16 protein-coding genes are annotated in these 18,138 nt (G+C 59.5%); 11 read left to right on the top strand and 5 right to left on the bottom strand.

What is annotated here, in order from left to right; translation table 11 throughout:
• The first annotated feature begins 44 nt into the window (after positions 1-44).
• From BMZ10_RS20205 to BMZ10_RS20165, 8 genes are all read left to right on the top strand, one after another.
• The gene (locus BMZ10_RS20205) at positions 45-1,337 is read left to right on the top strand and encodes an MFS transporter (protein ID WP_093466335.1); all 1,293 of its coding nucleotides are present in this window, start codon (positions 45-47) and stop codon (positions 1,335-1,337) included.
• Between the two features lie 142 nt (positions 1,338-1,479).
• A complete protein-coding gene (locus tag BMZ10_RS20200) occupies positions 1,480-2,451 on the top strand; it encodes a phosphate ABC transporter substrate-binding protein PstS family protein (RefSeq protein WP_093466333.1) in 972 nt (323 codons plus the stop codon).
• 194 nt (positions 2,452-2,645) lie between these two features.
• Entirely contained in the window at positions 2,646-4,931 is a 2,286-nt protein-coding gene (locus tag BMZ10_RS20195; protein ID WP_093466331.1) for an ABC transporter permease subunit, read from the top strand.
• Positions 4,932-4,946: 15 nt separating this feature from the next.
• Positions 4,947-6,617: a phosphate ABC transporter permease PstA gene (gene pstA / locus BMZ10_RS20190; protein ID WP_093466328.1), complete on the top strand. Its 1,671-nt coding sequence runs from the start codon at positions 4,947-4,949 to the stop codon at positions 6,615-6,617.
• Positions 6,618-6,726: 109 nt separating this feature from the next.
• Positions 6,727-7,560, top strand: a complete 834-nt coding sequence (gene pstB, locus BMZ10_RS20185; protein ID WP_093466326.1) for a phosphate ABC transporter ATP-binding protein PstB — start codon at positions 6,727-6,729, stop codon at positions 7,558-7,560.
• Between the two features lie 54 nt (positions 7,561-7,614).
• Positions 7,615-8,373, top strand: coding sequence for a phosphate signaling complex protein PhoU (gene phoU / locus BMZ10_RS20180; protein ID WP_093466324.1), 759 nt, complete (start codon positions 7,615-7,617; stop codon positions 8,371-8,373).
• A 186-nt stretch (positions 8,374-8,559) separates the two neighbouring features.
• Positions 8,560-9,456 carry a response regulator gene (locus BMZ10_RS20175; RefSeq protein WP_093466322.1) on the top strand — a complete coding sequence of 299 codons (897 nt, stop codon included), beginning with the start codon at positions 8,560-8,562 and terminating at the stop codon, positions 9,454-9,456.
• A 253-nt stretch (positions 9,457-9,709) separates the two neighbouring features.
• Positions 9,710-10,618, top strand: a complete 909-nt coding sequence (locus BMZ10_RS20165) for a peptidoglycan DD-metalloendopeptidase family protein (protein ID WP_093466318.1) — start codon at positions 9,710-9,712, stop codon at positions 10,616-10,618.
• Between the two features lie 89 nt (positions 10,619-10,707).
• Here the strand turns inward: BMZ10_RS20165 and BMZ10_RS20160 are convergent, their stop codons facing one another.
• The 3 genes from BMZ10_RS20160 to phoB form a co-directional block, all read right to left on the bottom strand.
• Positions 10,708-12,048, bottom strand: a complete 1,341-nt coding sequence (locus BMZ10_RS20160) for a hemolysin family protein (RefSeq protein ID WP_093466316.1) — start codon at positions 12,046-12,048, stop codon at positions 10,708-10,710.
• Between the two features lie 98 nt (positions 12,049-12,146).
• Positions 12,147-13,448, bottom strand: a complete 1,302-nt coding sequence (gene phoR / locus BMZ10_RS20155) for a phosphate regulon sensor histidine kinase PhoR (protein ID WP_093466314.1) — start codon at positions 13,446-13,448, stop codon at positions 12,147-12,149.
• Between the two features lie 48 nt (positions 13,449-13,496).
• Positions 13,497-14,186 carry a phosphate regulon transcriptional regulator PhoB gene (gene phoB / locus BMZ10_RS20150; protein WP_062379821.1) on the bottom strand — a complete coding sequence of 230 codons (690 nt, stop codon included), beginning with the start codon at positions 14,184-14,186 and terminating at the stop codon, positions 13,497-13,499.
• Positions 14,187-14,358: 172 nt separating this feature from the next.
• Between phoB and BMZ10_RS20145 the strand changes: the two genes are divergently transcribed.
• Positions 14,359-14,739 carry a COG4315 family predicted lipoprotein gene (locus BMZ10_RS20145; protein WP_093466312.1) on the top strand — a complete coding sequence of 127 codons (381 nt, stop codon included), beginning with the start codon at positions 14,359-14,361 and terminating at the stop codon, positions 14,737-14,739.
• A gap of 31 nt (positions 14,740-14,770) precedes the next feature.
• Here BMZ10_RS20145 and ubiA read toward each other — a convergent pair whose 3' ends face one another.
• Complete coding sequence (ubiA, locus tag BMZ10_RS20140) at positions 14,771-15,661, bottom strand: 4-hydroxybenzoate octaprenyltransferase (protein ID WP_093466309.1); 891 nt, start codon at positions 15,659-15,661, stop codon at positions 14,771-14,773.
• The gene (locus BMZ10_RS20135) at positions 15,661-16,236 is read right to left on the bottom strand and encodes a chorismate--pyruvate lyase family protein (protein WP_093466307.1); all 576 of its coding nucleotides are present in this window, start codon (positions 16,234-16,236) and stop codon (positions 15,661-15,663) included. Before BMZ10_RS20135 ends, ubiA begins: the two co-directional genes overlap by 1 nt.
• A gap of 425 nt (positions 16,237-16,661) precedes the next feature.
• Between BMZ10_RS20135 and BMZ10_RS20130 the strand changes: the two genes are divergently transcribed.
• Positions 16,662-16,829 carry a rubredoxin gene (locus BMZ10_RS20130; RefSeq protein WP_093466305.1) on the top strand — a complete coding sequence of 56 codons (168 nt, stop codon included), beginning with the start codon at positions 16,662-16,664 and terminating at the stop codon, positions 16,827-16,829.
• A gap of 33 nt (positions 16,830-16,862) precedes the next feature.
• Positions 16,863-18,011, top strand: a complete 1,149-nt coding sequence (locus tag BMZ10_RS20125; protein ID WP_093466303.1) for an NAD(P)/FAD-dependent oxidoreductase — start codon at positions 16,863-16,865, stop codon at positions 18,009-18,011.
• The last annotated feature ends 127 nt before the right edge of the window (positions 18,012-18,138 follow it).

Genomic DNA, 18,138 nt, shown 5'->3' with positions numbered 1-18,138 from the left:
TTGATCATTCGTCTCAAGAGAGCCTCAAAAGAGAAGTCATTGTCATGTCCTCTGTGTCTTCAAGTGCTGCGCAACCCTCGCGCCCACTGACCCGTAACGATTACAAAACCCTGTCGCTGTCCGCACTGGGCGGCGCGCTGGAGTTCTACGATTTCATCATTTTCGTGTTCTTCGCGGCAGTGGTGGGCAAGCTGTTTTTCCCCGCGGATATGCCGGAATGGCTGCGTTTGATGCAAACGTTTGGCATTTTTGCCGCGGGTTATCTGGCTCGACCGCTGGGCGGCATCGTCATGGCGCATTTTGGCGATCTGCTGGGTCGCAAGAAAATGTTCACGCTCAGTATCTTTCTGATGGCAGTGCCTACGCTGATCATGGGCTTGCTGCCGACCTACGAACAGATCGGAATGTTCGCACCGCTTTTGCTGCTATTGATGCGCGTCATCCAGGGTGCTGCGATCGGAGGTGAAGTGCCGGGTGCGTGGGTATTCGTTTCCGAACACGTTCCCGCACGTAACGTCGGTTACGCCTGCGGTACCCTCACTTCCGGACTGACTGCCGGCATTCTGCTCGGTTCACTGGTCGCCACCTGGATCAACAGCATCTATACACCGGCTGAGGTTTCGGATTACGCATGGCGTATTCCTTTCCTGCTGGGCGGTGTATTCGGTCTGATGTCGGTTTACCTGCGCCGCTGGTTGCACGAGACGCCGGTATTCGCTGAGCTGCAACTGCGCAAACAACTGGCTGAAGAAGTCCCGCTCAAGGCCGTGCTGCGTGATCATCGCGGTGCTGTGGTGTTGTCGATGGCACTGACCTGGCTGCTGTCGGCGGGCGTTGTCGTGGTCATCCTCATGACGCCGACGCTGCTGCAAACCAACTTCGGTTTCGCGCCGGCGGTCACGTTGAAGGCCAACAGTCTGGCCATCGTCCTGCTGAGCCTGGGCTGCATCGGCGCGGGCGCACTGGCGGATCGTGTTGGCGCAGGCCTCGTGTTCCTGGTCGGCTCGCTTGGGCTGTTGGTCACGTCGTGGACCTTCTATCACACCGTTGGCGATCATCCAGACTTGCTCTATCCGCTCTACGCACTGACCGGCCTGTTCGTTGGCACCATCGGCGCGGTGCCATTCGTGATGGTCAAAGCCTTCCCACCAGTTGTTCGCTTTTCCGGACTGTCCTTTTCCTACAATCTGGCCTATGCAATCTTCGGCGGACTGACCCCGATGGTGGTACAGGGTATGAACAAGGTGAACCCGATGGCGCCCGCCTGGTATGTGGCCATTCTGTGTGCATTGGGAATGGTGATCGGGGTGTATCTGCTAAAAAATAAAATCGCCTGAAATCTTTAGTGCAGTTAAATGGCTGATCAAGGCCGCCACCTGAAAAGGATGGCGGCCTTTCATTTTTTTGTCATACATCAGTCATAGAGTAGTCACATGGCCATCACCCCGGCCAGCACCCTAATCTCGCCAGGAGCAAGGCATGACACTCAAGCGTTTGATGACCGCACTGACTTTCGTCGCTGCTGGCTTTACCGCCGCGGCAGCGATTGCTGCTGTTGATCCGGCGATCAAGGCGTACGAAAAAACCAGCGGGGTGTCGGGCAATCTGTCCAGCGTCGGCTCGGATACGCTGGCGAACCTGATGACGATGTGGGCTGAGGCCTACAAGAAAGAATACCCCACCGTGAACATCCAGATTCAGGCTGCCGGTTCCTCGACAGCGCCGCCTGCGCTGACCGAGGGCACGGCAACGCTCGGCCCGATGAGCCGCAAAATGAAAGACGGCGAGCTGTCTGCGTTCGAGCAGAAGCATGGGTACAAGCCGACTGCCATTCCGGTTGCGGTGGATGCGCTTGCGGTGTTCGTCCATAAGGACAACCCGATCAAAGGGCTGACGCTGCAGCAGGTCGATGCGATCTTCTCGGCAACCCGCTTGTGCGGCGCCAAACTCGATGCGAAGACCTGGGGCGACGTGGGCGTGACGGGTGACCTTGCGGGTAAGTCCATCCAGCTGTTTGGCCGCAATTCGGTGTCCGGGACCTACGGGTATTTCAAAGAAGAAGCGCTGTGCAAGGGTGACTTCAAACCCAACGTCAATGAGCAACCGGGCTCGGCTTCGGTCGTCAGCTCGATCAGCAGTTCGCTGAACGGCATCGGTTATTCGGGGATTGGTTATAAAACGTCCAGCGTGCGCACCGTGCCGCTGGCGAAAAAACCCGGTGGCGAGTTCGTCGAGGACAACGAAGCCAATGCGCTCAATGGCACGTATCCACTGGCGCGCTTCCTTTATGTTTACGTCAACAAGGCGCCCAATAAACCGCTCAATCCTCTTGAGGCGGAGTTCGTAAAACTGATGCTGTCCAGACAAGGTCAGGAAGTTGTCATGAAAGACGGGTACATTCCTTTACCAGCCAAGGTCGTCAGCAAGGCATTGGCTGATCTGGGGCTATAACAATGGGCTGCGCGCCGTGCAGCCAGATAACCCTGAGCGGGGTGACAGGTTCGTCCCGCATGAAACCAGAAAGGCCTTATGGAACGAGGCTTGCGAGACAATGAACAGTCCGTTGCCACACACCTGAGGCGACGGGCTTTTTTGCGTCACCACGTTGTAATGTATTTGTCATACAGAGCGACTAGGGTGTGCGCATGAATGATTTGGCCAATTCATCGATGACCGAAAAACCCCATCCCGAGCGCATTGATTTCAACGCGCCCGAGCTGCAACGCAAGCGTCGTATTCGTGCGCTCAAAGACCGTCTGACGCGCTGGTACGTGTTGGTGGGTGGTCTCGCCGTGCTGGCCGCAATCACCCTGATTTTCTTTTATCTCGCTTACGTCGTGGCGCCCCTGTTTCAAGGGGCCAGGCTGACGGTCGCGGACGCGCAAACCCCCGCATGGTTGCAGACTGCCGGCAAACCCATGGTTCTGGTCATCGAGGAGCAGAACCAGGTCGGCATGCGTGTGTCGGACAGCGGCGAGGCAGTGTTCTTCGCCCTGGAGGACGGGCATGAATTGTCCCGCGTCAGGCTGCCGGTTCCCGATGGCGCCCGTGTCACGTCAGTCGCTCAGGATCAGCCGGGCAAACCCCTGATCGCGGTGGGCCTGTCCAACGGACAGGTGCTGGTGTTCAAACATGCCTATCCCATTACCTATCCCGGCAACAAGAAGACCATTACACCGACCATTACCTGGCCATATGGCGACACGCCGCTGTTGCTGGATGAGGAAGGGCGGGCGCTCGAGCACGTCAACCTCAACGCCAGCGATTCGACGCTGATTCTGGCAGGTGCTACGGGCACCCAGCTGCACGTGCTGGCGCTGACGCAAGCTGAAAACCTGATGACTGGCGAGGCTGCCAGCGAGCTGACCCGTATCGATCTGCCGCAACTGTCGGCCGCGGTGAAGGCGATCTACGTCGATCCACGGCAGCAATGGTTGTACGTGATCAACGGTCGTGCGCAGGCCGACGTCTTCGACCTTCACGACCGAACGCTAAACGGCCGTTACAAACTGCTTGAAGACGCCAACGCCGAAACCACCGCCAGCGCGCAGCTCGTTGGCGGGATATCGTTGGTGATCGGCAGCTCCAAGGGCAACATCGCTCAATGGTTCATGGCCCGCGATGTCGATGGCGAGATGCGTCTTCAGCACATCCGTGACTTCAAGATGAATGGCGCGCCGATCGCGCAGATTACTGCCGAGCAGCGCCGCAAAGGCTTCATCGCGATGGACACCTCCGGCAAGCTCGGCGTGTTCCACAGCACGGCTCATCGCACGCTGTTGGTAGAGCCTGTCGCCAGCGGCCCTGCCGTGATGGGGATGTCGCCCCGGGCAGACCGCATCATTGCCGAAGACAGCGGCAGACTGCTGCCGATGACCCTGAAAAATCCGCACCCCGAAGTGTCCTGGAGCGCTCTCTGGGACAAGGTCTGGTACGAGAATTACGACGAGCCCAAGTACGTCTGGCAGTCGACCGCCTCCAACAGTGACTTCGAGCCCAAGCTCAGCCTGGCGCCGCTGACATACGGCACGCTCAAGGCTGCCTTCTACGCCATGCTGCTCGCCGCGCCGCTCGCCGTCGCCGCTGCCATCTACACCGCGTATTTCATGGCCCCGGGCATGCGTCGCAAGGTCAAGCCGGTGATCGAGCTGATGGAAGCGATGCCGACCGTGATCCTGGGTTTCTTCGCCGGCTTGTTTCTCGCGCCCTACCTTGAAGGCCATCTGCCAGGCATATTCAGTCTGCTGATCTTCACCCCGATCGGCATCCTGCTGGCAGGGTTTTTGTGGACGCGCTTGCCAGATTCGATTCGCCTTCGTGTGCCTGATGGGTGGGAGAGCGCGATCCTGATTCCGGTCATTTTGCTGATCGGCTGGGTCTCTCTGGGCATGAGCTCGCACCTGGAGAACTGGTTCTTCGGCGGCGACATGCGCTCCTGGATCACCAACGATCTGGGCATCGCCTACGATCAGCGCAATGCACTGGTCGTTGGTCTGGCAATGGGCTTCGCTGTCATTCCCAATATCTACTCCATCGCCGAAGACGCGGTGTTCAGCGTGCCGCGCGGTCTGACGCTGGGCTCATTGGCGTTGGGCGCAACTCCATGGCAAACCCTCACGCGTGTTGTGATCCTGACCGCCAGCCCAGGGATTTTCTCGGCATTGATGATCGGCATGGGTCGCGCCGTGGGTGAAACGATGATCGTGCTCATGGCCACCGGCAATACGCCGATCATGGACATGAACCTTTTCGAAGGCATGCGCACGCTGGCGGCCAACGTCGCCGTCGAAATGCCGGAGTCGGAAGTGGGTGGCAGCCATTACCGCGTGCTGTTCCTGGCTGCCCTCGTGCTGCTGATGTTCACGTTTGTCATGAATACCTTGGCAGAGCTGATCCGTCAGCGCCTGCGCAAGCAGTATTCGTCTCTCTAGGGCAGGTAGAAACAGATGAAAAAAACCTCCCTCAAGCGTTGGTTCAAAAGTGGCGGCCCCGGCGTCTGGCTCAGCGCGGGGGCTGTTTCCGTTGCCGTCATCATGACCATCGGCCTGCTGGCGGTTATCGCCGTGCGTGGTCTGGGGCATTTCTGGCCCGCAGACGTGATCTCTGCCCAATACGATGTGCCAGGTCAGGACCGCCACGTATTGGTCGGTGAACTGGTTGAGTCCGAAGAAGTGCCGCGCGCACGGCTTAAGGGCGCGGGCCTGCCTGTCCCGGACAAAGGACCGGAATTCATGACCCGCGACCTGTTCAAGGTCGGCAATCGGGACATCAATGCCACCGACTTCAGCTGGATCATCGGCGAATGGCTGACGGATCAGCGCAAACCGGCAGAGTTGATGACGCTCGAGCGTCGGGAGTGGGGCAACTTTTACGGTTACCTGGTCAACGTCAAGGAGAACGGACAGGTCGTAGCGCAAGGTGAGGCGGCATGGCCGCAATTGCAGGAGCGCATCAAGCGCATCGAGAAAATCTCCGATGAGCTCGATAGCCTTGAGAAGTCGGACATTGGTGCGATCAACCACGGCATCGAGCGCTTGCGCCTGCGCACGCGTCAGCTTGAGCTCGACGGCAAGCTCGATGCTGCCGCTCAGGCTGATCTGGCGACTGAACGTGCCGAATACGACGCGCGTTACAAGGACATCGAAGCGCGTCTTGGCGCGCTGCGTGCCGACTTCAACCGCGACAGCCTGACGGCCCGCGATGCCAATGGCAAAGAGGTCGAAATTGCGCTGGGTAAAGTTGTGCACGCCTACCAGCCCAATGCGATGGGCACGTTGACCAAGCTGGATTTCTACTTCCAGAAGCTGTGGGAATTCTTGAGTGACGACCCGCGAGAGGCGAACACCGAGGGCGGGATTTTCCCGGCGATCTTCGGCACCGTGATGATGACCCTGATCATGGCGATCATCGTCACGCCGTTTGGCGTGCTCGCTGCTGTGTATCTGCGCGAATACGCGCGTCAGGGGCCGATGACGCGGCTGATCCGCATTGCCGTGAACAACCTGGCAGGCGTTCCGGCGATCGTCTACGGCGTCTTCGGGCTGGGCTTTTTCGTCTACGTTTTGGGCGGCTCGCTTGACCGGCTGTTCTTCCCCGAAGCGCTGCCAGCCCCGACCTTTGGAACGCCTGGTCTGCTCTGGGCCTCGCTGACCCTCGCATTGCTGGCGGTGCCGGTAGTGATCGTGGCGACCGAAGAGGGGCTGGCGCGCATTCCGCTGACCCTGCGTGAAGGTTCGCTTGCGCTGGGTGCGACAAAGGCCGAGACGCTCTGGAAGATCGTCCTGCCGATGGCAAGTCCCGCGATGATGACCGGACTGATTCTGGCTGTGGCCCGGGCGGCCGGTGAAGTCGCGCCGCTGATGCTGGTGGGTGTGGTCAAGATGGCGCCATCGCTGCCGGTGGACGGCAATTATCCCTACCTGCATCTGGATCAGAAGATCATGCACCTTGGCTTCCATATTTATGACGTTGGCTTTCAGAGCCCCAACGTCGAGGCTGCGCGACCGCTGGTGTATGCCACGGCGCTGTTGCTGGTGCTGGTCATTGCCCTGTTGAACCTGTCGGCGGTGACGATCCGTAACCGCCTGCGCGAGAAGTACAAAGCGCTGGAAGAATGATTGAAAGCCGCAAGCGGCGAACCACACGCGGCCAGTAAAACGCCGCACGCCGCTTCTGCTCGAACTGGCGGCTGCAGCTCGATGCTGCGGCTACGAACGGAGTGAGACCATGCAGCAAGAACCCCACACCCACGGCATCAACATGTCTGCCTTGGGTCGCAAGCGCCAGGGGCTTGATCTGGCCAGCGAAAACGTCGCTCTGGAAGTGCCGGGCCTGAACCTTTTCTATGGGGAAAAGCAGGCGCTGTTCGACATCCAGATGAATATCCCGAAACAGCGGGTAACGTCGTTCATCGGGCCGTCGGGCTGTGGCAAGTCGACCTTGTTGCGCACGTTCAATCGCATGAACGATCTGGTGGACGGCTGCCGCGTGCAGGGCGAAATCAAGCTCTACGGGCACGACATCTATACCAAGGGCGAGGATGTGGCAGAGCTGCGTCGTCGCGTCGGTATGGTGTTCCAGAAGCCCAACCCGTTTCCCAAGACCGTCTACGAAAATGTGGTCTATGGCCTGCGGATTCAGGGCATCAACAAAAAGCGCGTGCTCGATGAAGCGGTCGAGTGGGCGTTGCGTGGCGCCGCTCTGTGGGACGAGGTCAAGGACCGCCTGCACGAATCGGCGCTGGGGCTTTCCGGTGGTCAGCAGCAGCGTCTGGTGATCGCCCGCACTATCGCCGTCGAACCCGAAGTCCTGCTGCTCGATGAGCCGTGCTCCGCGCTCGACCCGATTTCGACGTTAAAAGTCGAAGAGCTGATCTACGAACTGAAATCCAAATACACCATTGTGATCGTTACCCACAACATGCAGCAGGCGGCGCGCGTGTCGGACTACACCGCGTTTCTGTACATGGGCAAGGTGGTCGAATTCGGGGACACCGATACGTTGTTCACCAATCCGACCAAAAAGCAGACTGAAGACTACATAACCGGTCGTTACGGCTAGCACGTGTTTCGTCAGCCCTGAACCACCGCGCAATCAATCGGACGGACACTCAGCATGATCAAAGACAGCCATACACATCACATCTCCCAGCAGTTCAACGCTGAACTGGAAGAAGTTCGCAGCCACCTGCTTGAAATGGGTGGTCTGGTCGAGAAGCAGGTCAACGACGCGGTCACCGCGCTGATCGACGCCGACTCGGGCCTGGCCCAGCGGGTTCGCGAAGTCGACGACCGCATCAACCAGATGGAGCGCAACATCGATGAAGAATGCCTGCGCATTCTGGCTCGTCGTCAGCCCGCCGCCTCCGACCTGCGTCTGATCATCAGCATTTCCAAATCGGTGATCGATCTGGAGCGCATCGGTGATGAGTCCACCAAGATCGCCCGTCGCGCCATTCAGCTGTGCGAAGAAGGCGAATCGCCGCGCGGCTATGTGGAAGTGCGCCACATCGGCGATCAGGTCCGCAGCATGGTGCGTGACGCCCTGGACTCCTTCGCCCGCTTCGATGCGGATCTGGCCTTGTCCGTTGCGCAGTACGACAAGACCATCGACCGCGAATACAAGACCGCTTTGCGGGAACTGGTCACCTACATGATGGAAGATCCACGTTCGATCTCCCGCGTGCTCAATGTCATCTGGGTGCTGCGTTCGCTTGAGCGGATCGGCGATCATGCCCGCAACATTTCCGAACTGGTGATCTACCTGGTGCGCGGCACCGACGTGCGTCACCTGGGCCTCAAGCGCATGCAGGAAGAAGTCAAAGGCCTGTCCGCCGAAAAGCCTAATGTTCCGGACGCTCCTGACGATAAATAAGATTGCCTGATAAAAAACGCCTGGCGAACGCCGGGCTTTTTTTTGGGAGAAAAGGCCGTTTTCAAGGCCACCTAATTCCTAAGTCACCCGCGAATAAATGTCCCGGTGTCGTCAAACAGTTTGGCAGCTGGCTACCCGCCAGCGATATGCTCGCCATTTGCGGTGCACACGCCATCAGGAGCGTCGATGAGTAAAGTCAGTGTTTTGGTGGTGGATGACGCGCCGTTCATCCGCGACCTCGTCAAGAAAGGGCTGCGCAACGCTTTCCCCGGAATTCACCTCGAGGATGCAGTCAACGGCCGTAAAGCCCAGGTATTGCTGACCCGTGAGGTCTTCGACCTGGTGTTGTGCGATTGGGAAATGCCGGAAATGTCCGGGCTTGAGCTCCTGACCTGGTGCCGTCAGCAGGACAGCCTGAAAACCATGCCCTTCATCATGGTCACGAGCCGTGGTGACAAAGAAAACGTGATTCAGGCGATCCATGCCGGCGTTTCGGATTTCATCGGCAAGCCGTTCACCAACGAACAATTGCTGACCAAGGTGAAGAAAGCGTTGCACAAAGTGGGCAAGCTGGATGCGTTGATGAGCAGCGGTCCTGCGCGCGCGAACGCAGCGTTCGCCAACGACTCCCTCAGCGCCTTGACCGGCAACCGTCCAGAGGTCGTGAGCGCCACGCCAACCGCGTCGGCGCCGGCTCAACCGCTGGTCAAGCCGATGGCCAAACCGGCAGCACCGTCTGAGCCGACAGGACGTGGTCAGGGTCAGCTGCGGCTGTCCAGTGGCAACCAGCAGTGTGTGATCAAAGCGCTGACGCTCAAGGAAGCGCTGCTGGTGGTGCGTCGCGGTGAAGTGCTGCCGCAGATTCTCGACAGCGCCGTGCTGGATCTGGAGCAGGGCGACAATGCCGAGGTCGCGCGCTTGAACGGCTACCTGCACGCCATCGCGGCGTTCGAGCAGAAACCCGACAGCGACTGGCTGCAACTGACGTTCCGCTTCGTCGACCAGGACACCCAGAAGCTCGACTACCTGTCGCGCCTGATTGCCCGCGGCACGGCGCAAAAGCATTTCGTGCCTGGCGCATAAGCTCGCCACAACCCCCTGTAGGAGCGCGCTTGCCCGTGAATGCGGCTCAACGCAAAGCGCGCTCCCACAATGGCTCCGTCTCTGCCTGACGAAGCGCATCCTCATCCTGCATAGAATTTGCAAATTGCTTCGCAGCTGACCCTGACGCGATTTCCTTGACGCTTCGTCTATTACCGATTGATACGGATGAGTCCTTTTCCATCGGCATCGCTGCTAGGCTTGCCCCCATTGTCTTCATACCAGGCCTATCCAGATGTTAGAGCGCTTGCTGGTTGTCTGTGCATTGCTGCTGGCCGCGCAGACTGCTGCAGCTGTGACCATTTACAGATTCACCGATGCCAATGGAGTGGTTTCGTTTACCGACCAGCCCGTTCCTGGCGCCCAGGTGATGAAACTGCGCGAGCGCATGGTCGAACGCATCGACAGTCAGGTCCGGCTCAACGTCAAGAAAACCAAGGGCGCCGACAATCTATACGTGCGTAATGATCTGTTCGCGCCTGTGGAGATCGAGCTGCGCCTGTCGGGCGTGAAAAACGTTGTCGGCGTTGCCGATCAGGTGATCCGTCGGACCATTCCTGCCCGCAGCAACGAACGCCTGATCGCGCTGAGTCCGCAGATTCCAAGCAGGGCGATGGCTTACAAACCGAGTCTTCGCTCGATCATGGGCGACCCGCAGCGCAGCGTGAGTGCAAGCGGCCTGGGTTATCGCTATCCGTTGCCTTGGGTCGGCGGACCGTTTCGTATCAGTCAGGGCGCAAACGGCTCATACAGCCATGTGGGCGCCAAGAGCCGTTATGCGATCGACATCGCCATGCCTGAAGGCACGCAGATCATTGCGGCACGGGGCGGGACCGTGATCAAGACTGAAAACACCCAGTCCGGACGCGGCGCGAATCCATCCGGCAACTTCGTGCGCATCCTGCACGACGACGGCACCATGGGCGTCTATCTGCACCTTCAACAGGGTTCGGTGAGCGTCAGGGAAGGGGATAAAGTAACCGTCGGCACCCCGCTCGGACGGTCAGGCAATACCGGCAACAGCACCGGGCCGCATCTGCACTTCGTGGTGCAGCGCAATGTCGGGTTGGCGCTGGAATCGATTCCTTACGAATTCTCGCAGCCGGTCCAAAGCCTGCCGAACTTCGCCATTGGCGGGAATTGATTCAACGACCGGATCGTTCGCGTAGCGCTCCTGGCTGAACTCCTACGGCCTGCGGCCAGAATCAAATGCGACGCTGGCCAGGCTGTTGATCAATCCAGCTTCAACACCTTCGCCAGCACGATCTTCGGGCCTTTCATCTTCTTGATGATGATTCGCAGGCCTTCGACCTCCATGACTTCCTCTTCCTCAGGCACGCGCTTGAGGCTGTCATAGATGAGGCCTGCAAGGGTTTCGGCCTCTACATGGTCCAGATCAATGCCCAGCAGGCGCTCGACCTTGAACAACGGCGTATCGCCCCGCACCAGCAGCTTGCCGGGCTGGTAGGCGAGAATCCCGCGTTCGGCCTTACGGTGCTCATCCTGAATGTCGCCGACCAGCACTTCCAGCACGTCTTCCATGGTCAGATAGCCGATGACTTTGCCGTCCGCTTCCTCGACCAGCGCAAAGTGCGCGCCGCCTTGGCGGAACTGCTCCAGCAGCCGTGACAGCGGCATGTGCTTGGACACGCGTTCGAGCGGGCGAGTCAGCTCCGCGAGGTTGAACGATTCGGGAATGTGATCCAGCGCCGCCAGCTCTAGCAGCAGGTCCTTGATGTGCAGCAGGCCTACGAATTCGCCGCGATCGGCGTCGTACACCGGATAACGGCTGAATTTGTGCCGGCGGAACAGCGCCAGGATCTCTTTGAGTGGCGCATTGAAATCCAGCGTCACGAGGTCTTCGCGGGAGTTGGCCCAGTCCACGACCTCCAACTCACCCATCTCAACGGCAGACGCCAGCACGCGCATACCCTGATCGCTCGGGTCCTGACCCCGGCTGGAGTGCAGGATGAGTTTGAGTTCTTCGCGGCTGTAATGATGCTCGTGATGCGGCCCGGGCTCGCCCTGGCCGGCAATGCGCAGGATACCGTTGGCACTGGCGTTCAGCAGGTAGATCGCCGGATACATGACCCAGTAAAACAGGTACAGCGGCACCGCGGTCCACAGCGACAACAGTTCAGGCTTGCGGATGGCCCAGGATTTAGGAGCCAGCTCACCGACCACGATGTGCAGGTAGGAAATGAGGAAGAAGGCCGTGAAGAACGACACGCCCTTGACCACTTCAGGCGAATCCACGCCCAGGGTCTCCAGAAGCGGCGCCAGCAGATGGGCGAAGGCGGGCTCACCGACCCAGCCAAGACCCAGGGAGGCCAGCGTAATACCCAGCTGACACGCCGACAGATAGGCGTCCAGTTGGCTGTGTACCGTGCGCAGGATACGGCCGCGCCAGCCGTTTTTCTCGGCGATCGACTCGACACGAGTGGAGCGCAGCTTGACCATGGCAAACTCTGCGGCAACGAAGAAACCGTTGAGCAGGACCAGAATCATTGCGAAGAGAATCATGCCGAAGTCGGCGAAAATTGAAGCCAGGCTAATACCAGGGGAAGGGTCCATGATGGAGTTTTGCAGGTTCCGTATTACAGAAGAATGAAATAAACCCTCACGAATGGAGGGCATAAGCGACGCAATTTAGCCGCTATCCGTGGGCTTGCCTAGGCCTTGGTCATCTGGATGGGAGCGAAGTTGCAGATGAACACGCTGCCTTTGCCCGGAACGCTGTTGATTTCCAGCGTTGCGCGATGACGCAGCAAGACGTGCTTGACGATCGCAAGGCCCAGCCCGGTGCCGCCAGTGTTCGACGCGCGGCTTGAGTCGACGCGGTAAAAGCGCTCGGTCAGGCGAGGAATGTGCTTGCTGTCGATGCCGATACCCGAGTCCTGCACGCTCAGATGCGCGCCACGCGCGTCGGCCCACCAGCGGATGCGGACCTTGCCTTCGGCGGGCGTGTATTTCACCGCGTTGAAGATCAGGTTGGAGAACGCGCTGCGCAACTCCGCTTCACTGCCCTTGAGGCTGTAGTCGCTCTCGAGATCCAGGGTGATCTGCTGATTCTTGCTGCCCGACAGCGCCTGGGCATCGTTCTTGATGCTCTGCAGCAGCGTCGGCACGTCGACGGGCTGGTTGTCCGATGGATAATCGGTGGCTTCCAGCTTGGCCAGCAGCAACAGGTCGTTGAGCAACGTCTGCATGCGGCCGCCTTGTTGCTGCATCTGCTGCAGCGCGCGGACCCAGCGCGGGTTTACGTCATCGACGTTATCCAGCAGGGTTTCCAGATAGCCACAGATCACCGTCAGCGGCGTTCTCAACTCATGGGAGACGTTGGCGACGAAGTCTTTGCGCATCTGCTCCAGTTGATGAATGCGCGTGACATCACGCACCAGCATCAAGTGTTCGTTATTCCCGTAGCGGGTGATGAGCATCTGAATGCGCAGGCGGTCGTTGACCGGCGAAGGAATCTCCAGCGGCTCGGCGTAATTGGCGTGTTCGAAATACTCCTTGAAACGCGGATGACGCACCAGGTTGGTCACCGGCTGGCCGCTGTCTTGAGGCGTCTTGAGCCCCAGCAGCGTCTCGGCGGCCCTATTCCACCACTCCAGATTGCCTTCGCTGTCGAGCATGATCACCGCGTCTCTCAGCGCCGCCGTGGACTCCTGCACCCTGTCGATAACTGCTTGCAGGCGTCCGCGCACACGTTGATCGCGCTTTTGCAGATGATAAATGCTGTCGAAGACATCGCCCCACAATCCGTAGCCATCCGGCGGCGGCTCATCGGGTTTGTGGTGGCGGAGCCAGTCATGCAGGCGCAGCAACTGCTTGAGGGTCCAGGCCAGGTACAGACCCAGACCGATAGCCAGGCACCAGCCGTAATGGCCGCTGATAAGGCCGGCCAGCAGCGAGGCCGTGACCAATAGCAGCAGGTGGCGGATCAGAGTGCCATGCCAGTTGTGGTTCAATTAACGCGTCCTTGTTTTCAGCGGTCTGAGTCGCTGCCAAACGCTTTTTCAGCTTTTGGTGGAGAAACGGTAGCCAGTACCGCGGACGGTTTGTACCAGATTTTCATAAGCGTCGCCGAGGGCTTTGCGCAGACGGCGGATGTGGACATCGACCGTGCGCTCCTCGACGTATACGTTGCCGCCCCAGACCTGATCGAGCAATTGGCCGCGGGTGTAGGCGCGCTCCTGGTGGGTCATGAAGAATTGCAGCAGGCGGTATTCGGTCGGCCCCATTTCAGCAGGCTTGCCGTCGATGGTCACGCGATGGCTGATCGGGTCTAACAGCAGGCCGCCGACTTCAATCGGCGATTCGCCATCGTTAGGGCCTGCGCGACGCAGTACCGCCTTGAGGCGCGCTACGAGTTCGCGAGGAGAGAAGGGTTTGGTGATGTAATCATCGGCGCCGACTTCAAGACCCTGGATCTTGTTGTCTTCCTCGCCCTTGGCAGTCAGCATGATGATCGGAATGTCGCCGGTCAGTTCGTCGCGTTTGAGGCGGCGGGCCAGCTCAATGCCGGATGTGCCCGGCAGCATCCAGTCGAGAAGAATAAGGTCAGGCTTGCGGTCGACGATGACGGCATGGGCTTGCTGCGAGTTCTCTGCCTCCATGCAGTCATAGCCAGCCATTTCCAGTGCGACGGCAATCATCTCGCGAATGGGCGCTTCGTCGTCGACGATCAGAATGCTCCTGCCAACCATGCCTCGAACCTCATGTCATTTAACTGTCTTGGGGCGCATTAGATAACGGAATTATTGCAGTCGTGTGACAGGTTAGTTCGGGCTAGGCGTATTGCTGGGTCTAGCGCTAAGCTTGTCGACTTGTCCTACAAAGAATGTCCATAAAAACGACTTACAAAAAGAGGATTGATCTATGGCTAAAATTTCTTCCGCACTGATGAGCCTGTTGGCAGCCGCGGCGCTCGCATCCTCGGGCATGGCTTTCGCTGCCGCGCCTGCCATGACCACCGGTGGCGTGCTCACTACCCATGACGGCATGACTCTCTATACCTTCGACAAAGACACGTCCGCCGGCAAGTCCGTGTGCAAAGACCAGTGCGCGACCAACTGGCCGCCACTGACCGCAGGCGCAGAGGACAAGGCCGAAGGCGACTGGACCATCATCAAACGCGAAGACGGCGCATCCCAGTGGGTCTACAAAGGCAAACCGCTCTATACCTTCAAGGACGACAAGGCCGCTGGTGACAAGACTGGCGACGGTAAAGGCGACGTCTGGCACGTAGCCAAACCCTGACTGATCGTGTGCTGCGTTGACCGTATGACGGTCATCGCAGCGCGTAATCGACCACAATCCCCACGAAGATCGCCAGTCCCGCCCAATGGTTGTGCAGGAAAGCCTTGAAGCACGCCTGCGGCTCCTTGTTGCGGGTCGACCAGAACTGCCACGCAAAGCATCCTGCGGCCACCAGCAATCCGAGGAAGAAATACAGACCCAGCTCAAAGCGCGACCCGGCCAGCATCAGGCAGAACAGCGCCAGCCCCTGCAGCGTCAGGATGATGACCCGGTCGGCATCGCCGAACAGCACGGCCGTGGATTTCACGCCGATCTTCAAGTCATCTTCGCGGTCAGTCATCGCGTAGTAGGTGTCATACCCCACCGTCCACAACAGATTGGCGATGTACAGAAGCCAGGCAGCGGCAGGCAGTTCGCCGGTCTGCGCAGTGAACGCCATCGGCATGCCCCACGAGAACGCAGCGCCCAGCACCACTTGGGGGTAATAGGTATAGCGCTTCATGAAGGGGTAGCAGGCCGCCAGCGCCAAACCACCGAACGACAGCCAGACGGTCGTCGAGTTAGTCAGTAGCACCAGTAGAAAGCTCAGTCCCACCAGCACCGCAAACAGCACCAAGGCCTCTTTCGAGCTGACCTTGCCGCTCACCAGAGGGCGCTGCTCGGTGCGTTTGACGTGACCATCGACCTTGCGGTCAGCGAAGTCGTTGATCACGCAACCTGCAGCCCGCATCAGAAACACGCCGATGATGAAAATCAGGACGTTGCTCAGAGAGGGCGAGCCCTTGCCTGCGATCCAGACCGCCCAGAGCGTCGGCCACAGCAGCAGATAGATACCGATGGGTTTGTCGACACGGGTCAACTGAATGAAATCCCAGGCGCGCGGATGCAGGCGGTTGAGGGATTTGAGCAACGACAGATACATCAACGGCGCTCCTGGTTCGTCGAATCGGCGGCATCAATGGCTCGCCACACGGTTGGCAGAAAAACCTCTGCGACCAGAATGCTCAGCGCGGCGCGGGTGAAACACGAGCGGCGTCCCCACAGACCTTGATCCCGATCTGCCGACGGCAACCACGATGCGGGGTAATGGCAAATCTGCAACGGCCCTCGGCTGAACGCTTTGTCGCTGAACAGCAATTCACCCAGCGAACGGGTGCCCAATTCGTCCATGTGCAACCCGTCCTGCTCCAGTGCGCTGCGTGCCGCGACGCTGCGCGCGAACACCCACTGTTCGCCGTGCCCCAGCAAGTAGACTTCGCGCACCCAGCCCTCGCTGCTTTCAGGCAGCTGCAGCGCCGCGCACTCGTCGGCCCGCAGGCATTGCCATCCCTCGAACAGCGGCAGAACGCTGAAACCTTCGTTGGAAAGCCGAGTCAGCCGTCGAGTCAGGGAGTCTTCGTGGAACAGCCATTCAAGAACAACAGGCTCTGGTGCGTCGATCAGTTCTTCGCGCGAACGCCATTCAGGCAGCGCACATGCTGGTTTTTGCTGGATCACGGTCTGCAGATATTGGCGGCAATCGAGGCGGCGAGCTTAACATGATTGCGGATTCTGGCCGACGACCGGAGCATTCACCCTCTTTGCGTTGAGGCACCCTGAGTCTTCCCGGCTATAGCCGGTCCTACGGGGCGCGGGCAGTGGGTGGTAGGTAGGACCGGCTTCAGCCGGGAAGAGGCCGGGGTGAGCGTCATCCATTTGCGGTGTTGCCACGGGCGCCTTCCCGGCTATAGCCGGTCCTCCCAGGACATGCGGCGTTAGTAGAACTGGCAAAACCAGCGCTCACCGGAAAAGTGCAGCGGCTGTGAATCGATGAAACTTGCGTCATGGCGCTGTGATCAGTAAAAGGCCTGACCCATTCGATAAACTTCGCGACGACAGCGAAGCGTCTGGGACGTCCAGCCTGAAACCAAGAGAACCGAGCGATGAAAAAGTGGCAATGCATTGTCTGTGGCCTGATTTACAACGAAGCAGACGGGTGGCCGGACGACGGTATCGCGCCCGGCACTCGCTGGGAAGATGTGCCTGAAGACTGGCTGTGCCCCGACTGCGGCGTGGGCAAAATGGACTTCGAGATGATCCAAATCGGCTGAGAAGCTGCTTTCCCCAACTGTATGGAGAAATGAATGAGCGCACCTGTCGTGATCGTCGGCACCGGCCTTGCCGGCTACAACCTGGCGCGAGAGTTTCGCAAGCTGGACAGCGAAACACCGTTGTTGCTGATCACCGCCGATGACGGCCGCTCCTACTCCAAACCCATGCTTTCGACCGGCTTCGGCAAGAACAAGGAAGCCGACGGACTGAGCATGGCCGAGCCCGGCGCGATGGCTGAGCAACTCAACGCAGAGGTGCGCACCCACACCCGTGTCAGCGGTATTGATCCGGGACACAAACGTCTGTGGATCGGCGAGGAGTCGGTGTATTACCGCGATCTGATTCTTGCCTGGGGCGCGGAAACCGTGCGCGTTCCGGTGGACGGCGATGCAGCAGACGCGATCTTCCCGATCAACGATCTGGAAGACTACGCGCGATTTCGCGCAGCAGCCGCTGGCAAACGTCGCGTGCTCATTCTGGGCGTCGGCCTGATCGGCTGTGAGTTTGCCAACGACCTCATGCTGGGCGGCTACGAAGTCGACCTCGTTGCGCCGTGTGAGCAGGTCATGCCGACGTTGTTGCACCCGGCTGCGGCAGGCGCTGTAAAGGCCGGGCTGGAAAGTCTTGGCGCGCGTTTCCACCTCGGGCCAGTGCTGACGCGGCTGGCGCGCGTTGAGGACGGTCTTGAGGCGCATCTGTCCGATGGCGAGGTGTTGCGCTGTGATCTGGTGGTCTCGGCCATCGGCTTGCGGCCTCGCACCGATCTCGCCGCCGCGGCCGGCCTGGAAATCGGGCGTGGCGTTGTTGTTGATCGTCATCTCAAGACTTCCCACGCCAACATTTACGCCTTGGGCGACTGTGCCGAGGTCGATGGGTTGAATCTGCTCTACGTGATGCCGTTGATGAACTGCGCTCGCGCCCTGGCACAAACCCTTGCTGGCACCCCGACACCTGTGAAATACGGGCCGATGCCGGTGACGGTCAAAACGCCGGTTTGCCCGTTGGTCGTGTCGCCGCCCCCTAAGGGCTCGGCGGGCGAGTGGAGCGTTGAAGGTGAGGGCGCCGACATCAAGGCCCTGTGCAGGGACAGCAGCGGGAATCTTCTGGGATACGCGCTGACCGGCGCCGCTGTCATGGAGAAACTCGCGCTCAACAAAGCCCTGCCTGCCTTGTTGGCATAAATAACGGTCGTTCTGTCGGATAAGCCACGTTTTTGATCAAACAAACGTGGCCCACGTACTGGCGCGGGCCTCGGCGGCATGCCATCCTCATTCCCGTCTGCCGCAACGTAGAGCCGTTGCGGCACCT

The sequence above is a fragment of the Pseudomonas sp. NFR16 genome (assembly GCF_900108875.1).
Classification (GTDB): Bacteria; Pseudomonadota; Gammaproteobacteria; order Pseudomonadales; family Pseudomonadaceae; genus Aquipseudomonas.
The sequence above is the reverse complement of the archived record's forward strand: the minus strand, read 5'-3'. Positions and strand labels throughout refer to the sequence as shown.